19 protein-coding genes and 2 tRNA genes are annotated in these 14126 nt (G+C 72.7%); 14 read left to right on the forward strand and 7 right to left on the reverse strand.

All coding sequences use genetic code 11. From position 1 onward, the window contains the following. Nucleotides 1–29 precede the first annotated feature (29 nt). The 5 genes from EDD28_RS04080 (at nt 30) to EDD28_RS04100 (ending at nt 1838) form a co-directional block, all read left to right on the forward strand. Nucleotides 30–114, forward strand: a tRNA-Ser gene (locus EDD28_RS04080). Between the two features lie 58 nt (nt 115–172). Further along, complete coding sequence (locus tag EDD28_RS04085) at nt 173–502, forward strand: nucleotidyltransferase family protein (protein ID WP_123738454.1); 330 nt, start codon at nt 173–175, stop codon at nt 500–502. Continuing rightward, a complete protein-coding gene (locus EDD28_RS04090) occupies nt 492–836 on the forward strand; it encodes a HepT-like ribonuclease domain-containing protein (RefSeq protein ID WP_123738455.1) in 345 nt (114 codons plus the stop codon). The genes EDD28_RS04085 and EDD28_RS04090 overlap by 11 nt, the downstream gene beginning before the upstream one ends. 28 nt (nt 837–864) lie before the next feature. Beyond that, nucleotides 865–1269, forward strand: coding sequence for a hypothetical protein (locus EDD28_RS04095; RefSeq protein ID WP_123738456.1), 405 nt, complete (start codon nt 865–867; stop codon nt 1267–1269). Nucleotides 1270–1274: 5 nt separating this feature from the next. Then, nucleotides 1275–1838 carry a macro domain-containing protein gene (locus EDD28_RS04100; RefSeq protein ID WP_123739914.1) on the forward strand — a complete coding sequence of 188 codons (564 nt, stop codon included), beginning with the start codon at nt 1275–1277 and terminating at the stop codon, nt 1836–1838. Nucleotides 1839–2143: 305 nt separating this feature from the next. Here EDD28_RS04100 and EDD28_RS04105 read toward each other — a convergent pair whose 3' ends face one another. From EDD28_RS04105 to EDD28_RS04120, 4 genes are read right to left on the reverse strand one after another with little or no spacing between them, the layout of a single operon-like run. Beyond that, nucleotides 2144–3169, reverse strand: coding sequence for an HNH endonuclease (locus tag EDD28_RS04105; RefSeq protein ID WP_123738457.1), 1026 nt, complete (start codon nt 3167–3169; stop codon nt 2144–2146). Nucleotides 3170–3227: 58 nt separating this feature from the next. Continuing rightward, entirely contained in the window at nt 3228–4100 is an 873-nt protein-coding gene (locus tag EDD28_RS04110; protein WP_123738458.1) for a metal ABC transporter permease, read from the reverse strand. Beyond that, the gene (locus tag EDD28_RS04115; RefSeq protein WP_123738459.1) at nt 4097–4885 is read right to left on the reverse strand and encodes a metal ABC transporter ATP-binding protein; all 789 of its coding nucleotides are present in this window, start codon (nt 4883–4885) and stop codon (nt 4097–4099) included. Before EDD28_RS04115 ends, EDD28_RS04110 begins: the two co-directional genes overlap by 4 nt. Further along, entirely contained in the window at nt 4882–5841 is a 960-nt protein-coding gene (locus EDD28_RS04120; protein ID WP_425469976.1) for a metal ABC transporter substrate-binding protein, read from the reverse strand. Before EDD28_RS04120 ends, EDD28_RS04115 begins: the two co-directional genes overlap by 4 nt. A 170-nt stretch (nt 5842–6011) precedes the next feature. Between EDD28_RS04120 and EDD28_RS04125 the strand changes: the two genes are divergently transcribed. From EDD28_RS04125 to EDD28_RS04135, 3 genes are all read left to right on the forward strand, one after another. Then, nucleotides 6012–6308, forward strand: coding sequence for a type II toxin-antitoxin system VapB family antitoxin (locus EDD28_RS04125; protein WP_123738461.1), 297 nt, complete (start codon nt 6012–6014; stop codon nt 6306–6308). A 63-nt stretch (nt 6309–6371) separates the two neighbouring features. Then, the gene (locus tag EDD28_RS04130) at nt 6372–7007 is read left to right on the forward strand and encodes a LytR C-terminal domain-containing protein (protein ID WP_170169347.1); all 636 of its coding nucleotides are present in this window, start codon (nt 6372–6374) and stop codon (nt 7005–7007) included. A gap of 143 nt (nt 7008–7150) precedes the next feature. Further along, on the forward strand, nt 7151–7663 hold the full coding sequence (locus EDD28_RS04135) for a DUF4190 domain-containing protein (protein WP_211339107.1): 513 nt from the start codon (nt 7151–7153) through the stop codon (nt 7661–7663). 83 nt (nt 7664–7746) lie between these two features. Here EDD28_RS04135 and EDD28_RS04140 read toward each other — a convergent pair. After that, nucleotides 7747–7833 (reverse strand) — tRNA-Ser (locus EDD28_RS04140). A gap of 107 nt (nt 7834–7940) precedes the next feature. On the opposite strand from EDD28_RS04140, the gene EDD28_RS04145 reads away from it, so the two are divergent. The 3 genes from EDD28_RS04145 to EDD28_RS04155 are packed head-to-tail and all read left to right on the forward strand — an operon-like array spanning nt 7941 to nt 9753. Continuing rightward, the gene (locus EDD28_RS04145) at nt 7941–8936 is read left to right on the forward strand and encodes a Sir2 family NAD-dependent protein deacetylase (protein ID WP_123738463.1); all 996 of its coding nucleotides are present in this window, start codon (nt 7941–7943) and stop codon (nt 8934–8936) included. Further along, entirely contained in the window at nt 8933–9370 is a 438-nt protein-coding gene (locus tag EDD28_RS04150) for a fluoride efflux transporter FluC (protein ID WP_123738464.1), read from the forward strand. Before EDD28_RS04145 ends, EDD28_RS04150 begins: the two co-directional genes overlap by 4 nt. Beyond that, complete coding sequence (locus EDD28_RS04155) at nt 9367–9753, forward strand: FluC/FEX family fluoride channel (protein WP_170169348.1); 387 nt, start codon at nt 9367–9369, stop codon at nt 9751–9753. The genes EDD28_RS04150 and EDD28_RS04155 overlap by 4 nt, the downstream gene beginning before the upstream one ends. A gap of 20 nt (nt 9754–9773) precedes the next feature. Here EDD28_RS04155 and tadA read toward each other — a convergent pair whose 3' ends face one another. After that, entirely contained in the window at nt 9774–10208 is a 435-nt protein-coding gene (gene tadA, locus EDD28_RS04160) for a tRNA adenosine(34) deaminase TadA (protein WP_123739916.1), read from the reverse strand. Between the two features lie 105 nt (nt 10209–10313). Between tadA and upp the strand changes: the two genes are divergently transcribed. Continuing rightward, nucleotides 10314–10949, forward strand: a complete 636-nt coding sequence (gene upp, locus EDD28_RS04165; RefSeq protein ID WP_123738466.1) for a uracil phosphoribosyltransferase — start codon at nt 10314–10316, stop codon at nt 10947–10949. 149 nt (nt 10950–11098) lie between these two features. On the opposite strand, the gene EDD28_RS04170 is transcribed toward upp, so the two are convergent. Next, the gene (locus tag EDD28_RS04170) at nt 11099–11455 is read right to left on the reverse strand and encodes a hypothetical protein (RefSeq protein ID WP_211339108.1); all 357 of its coding nucleotides are present in this window, start codon (nt 11453–11455) and stop codon (nt 11099–11101) included. 57 nt (nt 11456–11512) lie between these two features. Between EDD28_RS04170 and EDD28_RS04175 the strand changes: the two genes are divergently transcribed. Both EDD28_RS04175 and EDD28_RS04180 read left to right on the forward strand, forming a co-directional pair. Next, complete coding sequence (locus EDD28_RS04175) at nt 11513–11917, forward strand: YccF domain-containing protein (RefSeq protein ID WP_123738467.1); 405 nt, start codon at nt 11513–11515, stop codon at nt 11915–11917. A gap of 68 nt (nt 11918–11985) precedes the next feature. After that, nucleotides 11986–14076, forward strand: a complete 2091-nt coding sequence (locus EDD28_RS04180) for a beta-galactosidase (RefSeq protein WP_123738468.1) — start codon at nt 11986–11988, stop codon at nt 14074–14076. The last annotated feature ends 50 nt before the right edge of the window (nt 14077–14126 follow it).

The following is a 14126-nucleotide window of genomic DNA, read 5'->3' on the forward strand; positions in this document are numbered from 1 at the left end:
AGCGAGGTTCGGGTATCCTCGTGCGGCCGGGAGGATTCGCCTAGTGGCCTATGGCGCACGCTTGGAAAGCGTGTTGGGTGCAAGCCCTCGGGGGTTCGAATCCCCCATCCTCCGCCCAGCCCCTCGGGTCAGCTCGACCCTTCGGGTGACCTCGCCGCGAGGCAGGTGGCTCATGAGCAACGACGTCCACGCCCCGTTTCCTGCCGCCATCCACCTCGACCTCGCCGCGATCGCACGAGCCTGCGAGCGCCACCACGTCGCCCGTCTGAGCCTGTTCGGCTCGGTGCTCACCGACCGGTTCGACCCGGACCGGAGCGACGTCGACCTCCTCGTCGAGTTCGCACCGAACGCGGAGCGCACGTTCCACGCACTCTTCGCGCTGCAGGATGAGCTCGAGCAGATCGTTGGCCGCCCCGTCGACCTCGTCCAGGCCCGTAATCTCCGCAACCCCTACCTGATCAAGTCGATCACCAGCAGCGCGCGAGACCTGTATGCGGCCTGAGACCCCCGCTCACCTCTGGGACGCACGCGAAGCCGCCCGGAAGGCACAGGCGCTCGGCAACGGCACCGACCAGGACTACCTCGACGACTGGGTCAAGCAGTCGGCGGCCGAACGGCAGCTGGAGATCATCGAGGAGGCCCTCGTCCGGGTTCGGCGCGACGATCCAGCAACGTTTCGCCGCGTCCCCGACGCGCGGCCGATCGTCGGCACCAGGAACGTGATCGCCCACCAGTACGACGTCGTCGACCACGTGCGTGTCCTCGCGCTGCTGCGGAACGACCTCCCAGCACTCATCGCGGTGCTGGACGAGCTCCTCGCCGACGCGACCGAGTAGCCCCGGGGCACCTCAGTACGGTCTTCCCATGAACTGGGCACTCGTCGCCGCGTTCGCCGGGTCGAGCATCGGCGCCGTCGCCGCCTTCCTGATCGCTCGGACCGACACCAACCGTCAGCTGGAGTACACGGAGCGTTTGCTGCGTCTCGCCAAGGAGGTGCCGGCCGACTGGCCCGGATCAACCGAGCTGACCGAGGCCGCCTACCGCCAGCTCGTCCTCACGCGACACCGCCTCCGACGCCGCAACGCGGCACCCGTGTGGTCCGCGATCGCCTGGGTGCTTGCGGCCGTTGCGGTCATTCTGGGCTTCGGCTTCCCGGGCCTCGTGTACACCTGGATCGGCCACGAGGCCGATCTCGGCCTTCGCATCGCCGCGACGTCCTTCGCGCTGCCGCTGCTCTACCTCGCGTGGCTCCAGCTCGACGACCTGTGACCGCCATGACTCGACTCACCGCGGTCCTCGGAGACCTCACGCATCAGAGGGTCGACGTCGTCGTCAACGCCGCGAGCAACCGCATGCGGGGAGGTGGCGGCGTCGACGGCGCGATCCACCGAGCCGGCGGCCCCGCCATCCTGCGCGACTGCATCGCCCGGTTCCCGGACGGCATCGCGACGGGTGACGCGGGCTGGACCACCGCCGGCAATCTCCCCGCACGCTGGGTCGTCCACACCGTCGGCCCGAACTACGCGGCCGGACAACGGGACCCCTCCCTCCTGCGGTCCTGCTATCGCCGCTCGCTCGCCGTGGCCGACTCGCTCGGGGCCACCACCGTCGCCTTCCCGCTCATCAGCTCCGGGATCTTCGCCTGGCCGCTCGCCGACGCGATCGAGATCGCCGTCGACACCATCGCGGCCACGCCGGCCACCGTCGACCACGTGATGATCGTGACGATCGACGACGCCACGCACCGCCGCGTCCACGCTCAGATCCTCCGCCGCTGCCCACCGTCGACGGAGGCCGGATCGGTCGGTGCCCTGCTCGACGACCCGCCGACCCCGTGAGGACTACGCGGCGGCCCCTACCTCTGGCACAAGCTGCGCGGTCGCCTCGCGCACACCCCGTTGCCGACCGACGCGGACGACCTGAGTGCCCTACTGACGGGCACCGCCGAGGACGTGCTCGGCGTCTCCCTCGCTGACGCGGACGGTCCCGTCCACCTCCCCGAGTTCGACCCCGGGCACGGGATGTCCGCGGGACCCGACGTGGTGGCGTCGCACCGGCATCCCGACGCCTCTGGACCGCCACGCGGCGGCGATCGACGGACGCGACCGACCCGCGGGGTCCTCGCGGTCGTCCCCGTCCGCGCCTACCGCACGACCAGCGATCGACCGGCCAGGTCGTCCCGTAGCGCCTTGGACGCCCAGCGTTCGCGCGAGGCGTCCGCGTGGGCATCGAGCAGTTCGAGCCGCGGCAGTCGGTCGCGCGGAACGGTAAGCGCTCGCCCGTCCAGCCAGCCCAGGCCCGGGTACCTCTCGACCAACGGTGGTGCGACCTGGCTCTGCAGCGAGTCCGGATCGATCGTCAGGAGCATGGCGTCGAACAGCCCGTGCACGTCCTTACGCAAGAGCAGGCCACCGTTCGCCTCATGCACGGGCCGCGTCGCGTAAGAGTAGAGGTGCGCGGCGTCGAGCGCCTCCCGCGGCTGCACTCCCGTGACAGCGCACACCTCGCCGTACCGGGTCAGCAGTCTGTCGCGGAACTGGTCCTGGAACCGACGGACCCGTGTGCGCGTCTCGGCGAACCCGCCGTGCCTGCTCCACTCCCCGGGCTCGCCGATCTCAACGGCAATCCCCGTCGCCACGCCCTGGTGCAGGTCGATGTAGGGCACCGCCGAAACTGGATCGAGCCGTCGGATCGCGTTCTGCTGATCGGCGGAGGCATAGACGTCCTTCAAGCCACGGACCGGCGCCTGCGCCGCAAACGTCGTCCAGCTCGATCCGTAGTGCGCCTCGAACATGGTGACCGGCACGGTCACCGGGACCGGCTCGTCAAACTCCTCGCCGCAGTTGGAACAGCGGTAGCGCGGGAGCCGCGTCAGCCGCTCCGTCCATCGGGAGGTAAGTTCGCATCGCGGGCACGCTCCGGCGTTCTTCTTCTCGGCCCACGACTCCACACGCTCCACGACGCCCCACCCGTAGACGGCGCGTTCGTCCCTCAGCACGAGGACGTCCCCCTCGGCCACCTGCCGCGAGTTGGGAACCCGCGAGTCGTAGTCGTAGTGCTCGCCGACGACGTCCCCGTAGAGATTCCCAAGCGGGTTGCTGAACTCACGCGTGAAGCAGCTCCAGAACGACCGGCGACCGGAGCCGGGGTCGGTCGCTCGCGGAGCCATGGATAGAGCTCACCACATGCGACCGTGATTCGGCGACCGAGCCGCGGCGATCACCCGCCTACGCCCGCCGGACCCGCGACGACCGCGCACGCGCGAGCACCCACCGCGTCAGCACGCCGCGCCGCGGGCCGACCAGGTAGACGAGCGCGAACACCACCCCCTGCGCGAGCACGATGGTGGCCCCCGACGCCGTGTCGAGGTAGTAGCTCGCGTACAGCCCCACGACGGCACACCCTGCGGCCACGACCGGCGCGATGACGAGCATCCGCCCGAACCGGTCGGTGAGCAGGTACGCGGTCGCGCCCGGGATGATGAGCATCGCGACGACGAGCACCACCCCGACCGCCTGGAGCGCGACCACCGACGTGAGCGCCAGCAGTCCCAGCAGCGTCGCGCCGAGCAGCCGCGGGTTGAGCCCGATCGTGTGCGCGTGCGTCGGGTCGAACGCGTACAGCGTGAGGTCCCGGCGCTTGACCAGGACGACGACGAGCACGACCGCGCCGAGCGCCACGACCTGGACGAGGTCCGCGCGCGAGACGCCGAGCAGGTTCCCGAAGATGATGTGCGCCAGGTCCGTCTGCGACGGGATCACCGAGATCAGCACGAGCCCGAGGGCGAACAGCGTCGTGAAGACGATCCCGATCGCCGCGTCCTCCTTGACCCTGCTCGTGTCGCGGACGACGCCGATCAGCGCGACGGCGAGGAACCCGAACACCACCGCCCCCAGCGCGAACGGCAGACCGAACGCGTAGGCGATGACGACGCCGGGCAGCACGGCGTGCGACACCGCGTCGCCCATGAGCGACCAGCCGATGAGGACGAGCCAGCACGACAGCAGCGCGCACACCACGGACGCGACGAGCGCCGTGAGGAGCGCGCGGCTCATGAACTCGTACGCGAGCGGCTCCAGCAGGAGGTCGACGACGTTCATCGCGCCTCCCCCGCGCCCTCGCGTCGCGCCATCGGGTCGAGCCCGAACGCCTCCGCCAGCCGCTCCGGCGTGAGCACGTCGGCCGGTCGGCCGTGCGCGAGGACGCGCCGCATGAGGAGGACGGCCTCGTCGGCGAGGTCGGGCAGCGCGTGCAGGTCGTGCGTGGCGACGAGGATCGTGCGACCGTCCCCCGCCAGCTCCCGCAGGAGGCCGGTGATCGTCGCCTCGGACACCTTGTCGACCCCGGCGAACGGCTCGTCCAGCAGCATCACCGACGCCTCCTGGGCGATCCCGCGCGCGACGAACGTCCGCTTGCGCTGCCCGCCCGAGAGCCGCCCGATCTGCCGGTCCGCGAGCTCGCGCAGCCCGACCCGGTCGAGCGCGGCCTCGACGACGGCGCGGTCGGCGGCCCGGGGCCGGCGGGTCGGACCAAGGCGTCCGTACCGGCCGGTCATGACGACGTCACGCACCGACAGCGGGAACGCCCAGTCGACCGCCTCGCTCTGCGGGACGTAGGCGACCCGGCCCGACCGGCGAGCCCGGGCCGGGTCCTCGTCGCCGATCCGCACCGTGCCCGAGTCCGGCCGGATCGTCCCGACGATGGTCTTGAGCAGCGTCGACTTCCCCGAGCCGTTCATCCCGACGAGCCCGCAGACGACCCCGGCCGCGAGCACGAGGTCCGCGCGGTCCAGGGCGAGGACGTCGCCGTAGCTGACCGTCACGCCCTCGACGCGGACGACGGGCTCGCCCGGGAGCCCGCCCGCGGACCGGTCCGGCGCACTCACGACCCGGCCCCCGCACGGTCCCCGGTGAGCGCGGCGACGATGACGTCGACGTCGTGCCGGATCAGGTCGAGGTAGGTCGGCACGGGCCCGCCGGGCTCCGAGAGCGAGTCGACGTAGAGCACGCCGCCGAACTCGGCGTCGGTGGCCTCGACGACCTGCTGCATCGGCTTGTCGCTCACCGTCGACTCGCAGAACACGGCGGGCACGTCGTTGGCGCGGACGAACTCGATGGTCGCGGCGATCTGCTGCGGCGTCGCCTGCTGCTCGGCGTTGACCGCCCAGATGTACTGCTCCGTCAGCCCGGCGTCGCGGGCGAGGTAGGAGAACGCGCCCTCGCAGGTGACGAGCGCCCGCTGCCGCTCCGGCAGCACGGCGAGCTCCGACACCAGCTCGTCGTGCACCTCCTGGAGCTGCGCTCCGTACGACTCGGCGTTGGCCGCGTAGTCGTCGGCGTGCTCGGGGTCGAGCTCGCCGAACGCCTCGGCCATGGTGTCGGCGTAGAGACGGACGTTGAGCGGGCTCATCCAGGCGTGCGGGTTGGGCAGGCCGGCGTACGCGTCCTCGGCGATGCTCATGACCTCGACGCCGTCGCTGACCACGACGTGCGGCACGTCGAGGTCGGCGACGAACCGCTCGAACCACAGCTCGAGGTTGAGGCCGTTGTCGAGGATGAGATCGGCCTCGGCCGCCCGGCGGATGTCGGACGGCGTCGGCTCGTAGTGGTGGATCTCCGCACCGGGCTTCGTGATCGACTCCACGCGCAGGTGCTCGCCGGCCACGTTCTCCGCGATGTCGGCGAGCACCGTGAAGGTCGTCAGGACGACGGGGCGCTCGTCGCCGCCGGACGCGGCGGACGCGCCGGACGCACCCGAGCCGCCGCTCGCCTCGTCCCCGGTCGGCCCGGCACACGACGCCAGCGCAAGGCCGACGACGACGCCGACAGCTCCCGTCACGATCCTGGTCCTCACGTCACGACCACCTCTCCATCACAAGTATCGGGTGGCCTAACTCTAGACATTGCCGAGCCGAAAACAAGCGGGCGCCCCGGCGCGTCTTCGCACGATCTCCACGTCCCGGCCCCGGAGCACCCATGGCTCGACAAGGTGCGATCGGTAGGCTTCGAATCGTGATCTTCAAGGCCGTCGGCGAGGGAAAGCCGTATCCCGACCACGGCCTCGTGACCACCCGCGACTGGGCCCACCTGCCCCCGCGACAGATCCGCCTCGACCAGCTCACCACCGTGCGCACGACGCTCGACCTGCGCGGGCTGCTCACCGACGACTCGACGTTCTACGGCGACCTGTTCGCGCACGTCGTGGCCTGGCGGGGCGAGCTGTACCTGGAGGACGGCCTCCAGCGAGCGCTGCGGGCAGCGCTCCAGCAGCGGACGATCATCCACGCCCGCGTCCTCGAGCTCGGCTGACCGAGCGAGACTCCTCCCCCGGCAGGACGTGCCGGCCGAACGCCGAAAGGTACCGTGTCACCCGTGACGACCCCGACGTACGACGAGGCCGCGCGCCGCAAGGCCCTGCGACGCAGGCACCTGCTCCAGCGCCAGACGATCATCTTCGGCAGCCTCATCGTCATCCTCGGGGCGCTCGTGCTGGCGGCCCTCGGCGTCTTCCTCAACATCCTCCCCGCGCCGTTCGACCCGGACTTCACGAACACGGAGGCCGAGACCGAGACCGGCCCGATCGTCCCCTGCCCGGCGGACGGCGCGATCCCCGTCGACTGGGCCGCCATCACCGCCAACGTCTACAACGGCACGACCCGCGGCGGCCTGGCGGCGACGACGGCGCAGGCGCTGCGGGACACCGGCGTCGCGACGGCGACCGAGGGGAACTACACCGGCGGAAGCTACGACGGGACGGTGCTCATCACCACCGGCATCGAGGGCATCTCGAGCGCCTACTCGATCGCCCCGCTGTTCCCGGAGCACGAGATCCTCTACGACGGGACCAAGTCGGACGAGGTGATCGACGTGGTCGTCGGCTCGAAGTTCGAGGCGATGTCGGCGGACGCGACGCCGCTCGACCCGGAGACCCCGCTCGTCGGGCCCGAGGGGTGCACGCCGATCAGCAAGCTCCCGACGGTCACGACCGAACCCGACGCCGCGCAGTAGCGCTCGAACGACGCCGCGCCGGACCGACGGCCCGGCCCGGGCCGGGCACCCCGCTCCCGACGCGCACCGCCGCAACCCCTGGCAGACTCGTCCCACGGCCGACCGCACCGCGACACCTCGGCCGCAGCTCCCGAGGAGAACCCATGACGACGCCGAACCCCTACGGACCGCAGCCCTCGGACACGCCCCCGGGCGTGACGACCCCGGGCACGACGCCGCCCGGCGCCTCGGTCCCGGGCATGCCGAGCCCGTCCGGGTCGCCCTACGGGGCGCCGTCGTACGGGTCCCAGCCCTACGGCGCGACCCCCTACGGCCCCGGTACCCAGGACGCGCCCGTCGCCGGGCCGCCGGCCGGCTCGCCCTACCAGTCGGCCTACCCGTACGACGCCATGCCGTACCGCCCGACGAACCAGCTCGCGATCGTCGCGCTCATCCTCTCGCTCGCCGGTCTCGCCACGTTCCTCACGGCCCCGGCCGGTGCGATCTGTGGTCACATCGCGCTCGGGCAGATCCGACGCAACCCGGGTCAGCAGGGCTACGGGACCGCCGTCGCGGCGATCGTGAGCGGCTGGGTCATCACGGTCCTCGGCCTCGCTGCCGCCGCGTGGTTCATCTGGGTCATCACCCAGCTCTCCACGATCCCGAACCAGTACTGAGATCGGTCGGACCGCCGTCACCGCGGCCCCGGAAGCACTGAGGGCCCCGTCCGACAAGCGGACGGGGCCCTCAGCGTTTCGCGCGGTAGCGGTGGGATTTGAACCCACGGTGGCTTTGACACCACACAGCATTTCGAGTGCTGCACCTTCGGCCGCTCGGACACGCTACCCAGCCCGGAAAGTGTAGCCTCCCCGGACGGTCCGCCCAAACCGGTGTCGCCTCGGCCACACGGCCGAGCGGAATGCCCCGCCCGCGCGCGACGTTGCCGCAGACGTCATGGCCACCAACACCCCCAGCCCCGCCGCGAGCAGCCCCACCACGAGCACGGTCTCGCCGCGCGTCCTCCACTCCACGTGGGCGCCGTCGTACGCCGACCACCGCCCCGACGCCACCGACGCCGAGCTGACCGAGGCCGCCGACCTGCTCGCCGGCCACCGCGTCCTCGCGCTCACGGGCGCCGGCCTCTCCACCGACTCGGGCATCCCCGACTACCGCGGCCCGCAGGCCCGCCCGCGCAGCCCCATGACGTACCAGCAGTTCGTGGCCGACCCCGCGTTCCGCCGCCAGTACTGGGCCCGCAACCACATCGGCTGGCTGCACGTCGGGCGCACCCAGCCCAACGCCGGCCACCGCGCGCTGGCCGACCTCGAGCGCGCCGGCGTCCTCACCGGCGTCATCACGCAGAACGTCGACCGTCTGCACCAGGCCGCCGGCTCCCGGCACGTCCTCGACCTGCACGGCAGCTACGCCGAGGTCGTGTGCCTCGACTGCGGCCGGGTCATCCCGCGCACCGAGCTCGACGAGCGTCTCGCCGACCTCAACCCGGGCTTCCGCGAGGCCGCGCTGGCCGCGTCCCCCGAGATCGCGCCGGACGCCGACGCGGTCGTCGCCGACACGGACGGCTTCCGCGTCGCGACGTGCGAGGTCTGCGGCGGCACGCTCAAGCCGCACATCGTCTACTTCGGCGAGAACGTCCCACCGGCGCGGGTCGCGCGCAGCTACGCCATGGTCGACGACGCCACCGCCCTGCTCGTCGCCGGCACCAGCCTCGCGGTCCAGTCGGGTCTGCGCCTGGTGAAGCGGGCCGCGCGCGCCGGCAAGCCGGTGGTCGTCGTCAACCGCGGCCTCACCCGCGGCGACGACCTGGCGACGCTCCGGCTGAACGCCGGCACCTCCCGGGCACTCCCGTTCCTCGCGGACGAGCTGACGTCGTCGGTCCCGCCGCGGACGACGGCGACGCGAGCCGCGGCATCCGCCAGACTCGACCCGTGACCGACGAGACCCTCCCCCGACCACCCGGTTCCGTCGCGACGCCGCACTACCTCACCGGGCTGGCCCTGGTGATCGCCGGCGGTGCGCTCGGCTCGCTCGCCCGGTACCTGCTCCTGCTCGCCACCCCCCACCCCGCGGGACTCCAGGTGCTGACGATCTTCGTCATCAACGTGGTCGGGTCGTTCCTGCTGGGGCTGCTCGTCGGGCGCGTCCGCGCGGTCCTGACGCTAACCGCCGCGCGGTGGCGCCTGTTCCTCGGGACGGGCGTGCTCGGCGGGTTCACGACGTACTCGACGTTCGCCCTGCAGGTCGTCACGGTGGCGGCCGACGGCGCGTGGTTCCTCGCCGCCTGGTACCCGGTCGTGAGCGTGGTCCTCGGGGTGCTCGTCGCGTGGACCGGGCTGCGGATCGGCCTGCGGACGGGGACCCGGTGACGGGCGCGGCGCTCGCGCTGCTCGTGGCCCTGGCCGGCGGCCTCGGCGCGGGCGGGCGCTACACGCTCGACGTCACGCTCGGGGCCCTCGCCACCCGCGCCGGACGGCCGGGATGGGTGCTCGCGGGGATCAACGTGACGGGGTCGCTGCTCATCGGCGTGCTGGCCGGGCTCGCGACGGCGGGGTCCCTGGGGGGCGAGTCGCAGACGATCCTCGCCACCGGCTTCCTCGGCGGGTTCACGACGTTCTCCGCCGCGAGCCTCGACGTCGTGGAGATGGAGGAGCGGTCCGGGCGGGACGCGGCGGTGCTGCGCGCGCTGGTCGTGCCGGTCGCGGCCGTCGCCGCCTGCGCGCTCGGGGTCTGGCTGGCCGGGGGCCTCTGACGAGGCCGGCCGGCACCTCGTCAGCGGCGACGGGCCCGGAAGAACGCCCGCAGCTCCTCGCCGCACTCGTCGGCCCGCACGCCACCGACCACCTCGACGCGGTGGTTGAGCCGCGGGTCGCGCACGACGTCGGACACCGATCCGCACGCCCCCGCCTTGGGGTCGAACGCCCCGAACACGAGCCGCGGCAGCCGCGCCAGCACCAGCGCGCCGGCGCACATCGTGCACGGCTCGAGCGTGACGACGAGCGTGCACCCCTCCAGCCGCCACTGCCCGAGCGCCGCGGCCGCCTCGCGCACGGCCAGCAACTCGGCGTGCGCCGTCGGGTCGCCGTCGGCCTCCCGCCGGTTGCGTCCGCGCCCGATGACGCGGCCCGCCGCGTCGACGACGACCGCGCCGACCGGCACGTCCTGCGTCGCGAGCGCCGCGCGGGCCTCGACGAGCGCCAGCCCCATGAGCGCGTCCAGCCGCGCCGGCTCGCCCGGCCCCTCGGCTGCCCACGCCGACGCCGGCCCCGGTTCCGTCTCCACCGCCCCATCCTCGCCCACTAGCCTTGGCGCATGCGCGTCCACGTCGCCGACCACCCTCTCGTCGCCCACAAGCTCACCGTCCTGCGGCAGGCGAGCACGCCGTCGCCGGTGTTCCGCCAGCTCACCGAGGAACTCGTGACACTGCTCGCGTACGAGGCGACGCGGGGCATCTCGGTCGAGGAGGTCGACATCGTCACGCCCGTCGCGCCCACGACCGGCACGCACCTCACGACCCCGCGGCCCATGGTCGTGCCGATCCTGCGCGCGGGGCTCGGCATGCTCGAGGGCATGACGCGGCTGCTCCCCACGGCTGAGGTCGGCTTCCTCGGCCTGGTCCGCAACGAGGAGACGCTGGAGGCCGTCACCTACGCGAACCGCCTCCCAGACGACCTCTCCGGCCGCCAGTGCTACCTGCTCGACCCGATGCTCGCGACCGGCGGGACGCTCGTCGCCGCCATCGACTACCTGTTCGAGCGCGGCGCCCGGAACGTCACGTGCATCACGCTCCTGTGCGCGCCCGAGGGGCTGGACACGGTCGAGAAGGCCGTCGGCGACCGCGCCGACGTCACGATCGTCACCGCGTCCATCGACGAGCGGCTCAACGAGCGCGGCTACATCGTCCCCGGCCTCGGCGACGCCGGCGACCGCCTCTACGGCGTCGTCTGACGGGTCGACCCGGGCCGCGAGGCGTCCGCTCTGCGCGGATCCGGCAACCCGCGACCCGCGCCGAGACCAGGTCTCACCCCGCTGACCTGCACGAACCCCGCGCCGCGGGTCGGTGGTCCGGCGACTGATCCGCGGAGAGCGGACGGCGCTCAGCGAGCCGCCCGACCCGACCGACCGGCCTGACCCGCCGGACCGCTCAGACCGGTCCGGTCGTCGACCAGGAGCACGACCCCGAGCGCCAGCACCGCGCTGACCAGCGCCACGCTGCCCCACGGCCCTAGCGTCCCGGCGAGGACGTGGCTGCCGACGAAGCACGCGGCGCCCAGGAGCACCACCGCCACGAGCCGCCACCACGTCGTCGTCCGCCGGGAGCGGACGAGGCACCACGCGGCCCCGGCGACGACGACCACGCCGCCGACCCAGCGCAGGCCGGTCAGCTCGGCGGTCCCGAATCCGACGACGAGGGCGAGTGCGGCGACGACGGCGGTGAGGATCCGGTGAAGCATGGCTCCACCGTAGGCGCGCGGCGTGCGGACCGACCGGTCACGATCGAGAATGATCGGGTGAAGCGCTTCCTCACCGTCGTCCTCAACATCGTCTGGCTCGTGCTGGCCGGGATCCCGATGGCGCTCGGCTACGCGCTCGCCGGCCTCATCTGCTGCATCCTGATCGTGACGATCCCGTGGGGCATCGCGTCGTTCCGGATCGCGAACTACGTCCTGTGGCCGTTCGGCCGGACCGTCGTGCGCAGGCAGAGCGCCGGCATCGGCTCCACGCTGGGCAACGTCGTCTGGGTGGTGGTCGCCGGCATCTGGCTCGCGATCGGCCACGCGGTGTCGGCGCTCGCGCTGGCGATCACCATCGTCGGCATCCCGCTCGCGGTCGCCGAGCTCAAGATCATTCCCATCACGCTGACGCCGCTCGGCCGGGAGATCGTGCCGACCGACCGCCCCTTCGCCACCTGGTGACGGCGCGCCCGACCGCCGCGGGACCGCCGGTTCCTCCCGACGAGCCGACCGCACATAGGGTTGACCGTATGAGCATCGGTGTTCACGTTCACACCTCCGACCCCGCCACCCGCCGCGCGGCCGACGCCTGGCCGATCGGGCTCGACGCCCTCGGCTACGGCGGCGACTACAACCCCGAGCAGTGGGACGACGCCACCCGCCTGGAGGACATCGAGCTCATGCGGGAGGCCGGCGTCACGATCGTCAGCCTCGCGATCTTCTCCTGGGCCCGGCTGGAGCCGCGGGAGAAGGAGCACGACTGGGAGTGGCTCGACGTCACGATGGACCGCCTCCACGCGGCCGGCATCCGGGTCGACCTCGCGACGGCGACGGCGAGCCCGCCCCCGTGGCTCACCCGCAAGCACCCCGAGATCCTTCCCCAGCTCGCCGACGGCACCGTCCTGCACCCCGGGGGCCGCCAGCACTACCGAATCTCCTCGCCCGTCTACCGCGACTACGCGCTGCGGATGACGCGGGCGATCGCCGAGCGGTACGGGTCGCACCCGGCGCTCGCGATGTGGCACATCGACAACGAGATCGGCTGCCACGTCCCGCTCGACTACTCCGACGACGCCGCCCACGCGTTCCGCCGCTGGCTGGAGCGCCGCTACGGGACGATCGAGGCGCTCAACGCCGCGTGGGGGACCGCGTTCTGGTCCCAGCGCTACGACGCGTTCGAGGAGATCCTCCCCCCGCGCACCGCGCCGACCTTCCCCAACCCGACGCAGCAGCTCGACTTCCAGCGCTACTCCTCCGACGAGCTGTTCTCCTACTACGCCGACATCCGCGGCGTGCTCGCCGAGGTGACGCCGGACGTCCCGTGCACCACCAACTTCATGGTGATGAGCCCGACCAACCAGATGGACTACCCCGGCTGGATGGACCTGTCCCGCGAGTGGCCGGACGCGAGCGTCGACGTGGTCTCGAACGACCACTACATCCAGGCGTCCGACCCGCACCCCGAGCGCGAGCTGGCCTTCTCCGCCGACCTCGTCCGCTCGATCGCCGGCGGGGCGCCGTGGATGCTCATGGAGCACTCGACGTCGGCCGTGAACTGGCAGCACCACAACCGGACACGCACGACGGCCGAGTCGCACCGCAACTCGCTCTCCCACCTCGCGCACGGCGCCGACGCGCTCCTGTTCTTCCAGTGGCGCCAGTCGCGCGCGGGCGCCGAGAAGTACCACTCGTCGATGTACCCGCACGCGGGGACCGACTCGGACGTCTGGCGCGGGACCGTCCGGCTCGGCGAGATCCTGCGGGCCGTCGGCGAGGTCCGCGGCTCGCGGGTCCACGCCCGCGCTGCGGTCCTGTTCGACTGGCCGTCCTCGTGGGCCGCGCGGCTGGACTCCCACCCGACGGACGACGTCGACCCGCGCCTGCTCGCGCAGCGCCTGCACCACGCGCTCGCGCGGCGCGGCGTCATGGCCGACGTCGTGCGCGCGAGCGACGACCTGTCCGGCTATGACCTCGTCCTCGTCCCCGAGCTGTACCTCACGACGCCGGAGGCGGCCGCCAACGTCGCCGCGGCGGCCGAGCGCGGCGCGACCGTGCTCGTCTCGTACTTCTCCGGGATCGTCGACGCGTCCGACCACGTCTACCTCGGCGGCTACCCGGGCGCGTTCCGGGACCTGCTCGGCGTGCGCACCGAGGAGTTCTGGACGCTGCAGCCCGGCGAGACGCTCACCCTCAGCGACGGCGCGACCGCGACCACCTGGTCGGAGAACCTCCGCGCCGAGCCGGGCATCGAGGTGCTCGCGACCTACGTCGGCGGCGACCTGGACGGCGTCCCGGCGCTGACCCGCCGCGCGGTCGGGTCGGCGGGCGGGTCCGCCTGGTACCTCGCGACGCGGGTGGACGACGACGCCCTCCAGTCCCTGGTCGACCGGCTCGTCGAGGCGAGCGGCGTCGAGCCCGTCGTGGCCGAGGCGCCCGACGGCGTCGAGGTGACCCGCCGCACGGCCGACGACGGACGCTCCTGGCTCTTCGTGCTCAACCACTCGGACGTCGAGGTGCGCGTGCCGGCGACGGGCCGCGAGCTCGTCACCGGCGTCGACGCGGCCGGCGAGCTGACGGTGGCCGCCGGCGCGGTGGCCGTCGTCCGCGAGACGCGCGCCTAGGGTCGAGCTCGGCGCGCGGCTCGACCCGCCGGACCGCCAGGCGCACGCCC

Source organism: Salana multivorans, from assembly GCF_003751805.1.
Taxonomy (GTDB): domain Bacteria; phylum Actinomycetota; class Actinomycetes; order Actinomycetales; family Beutenbergiaceae; genus Salana; species Salana multivorans.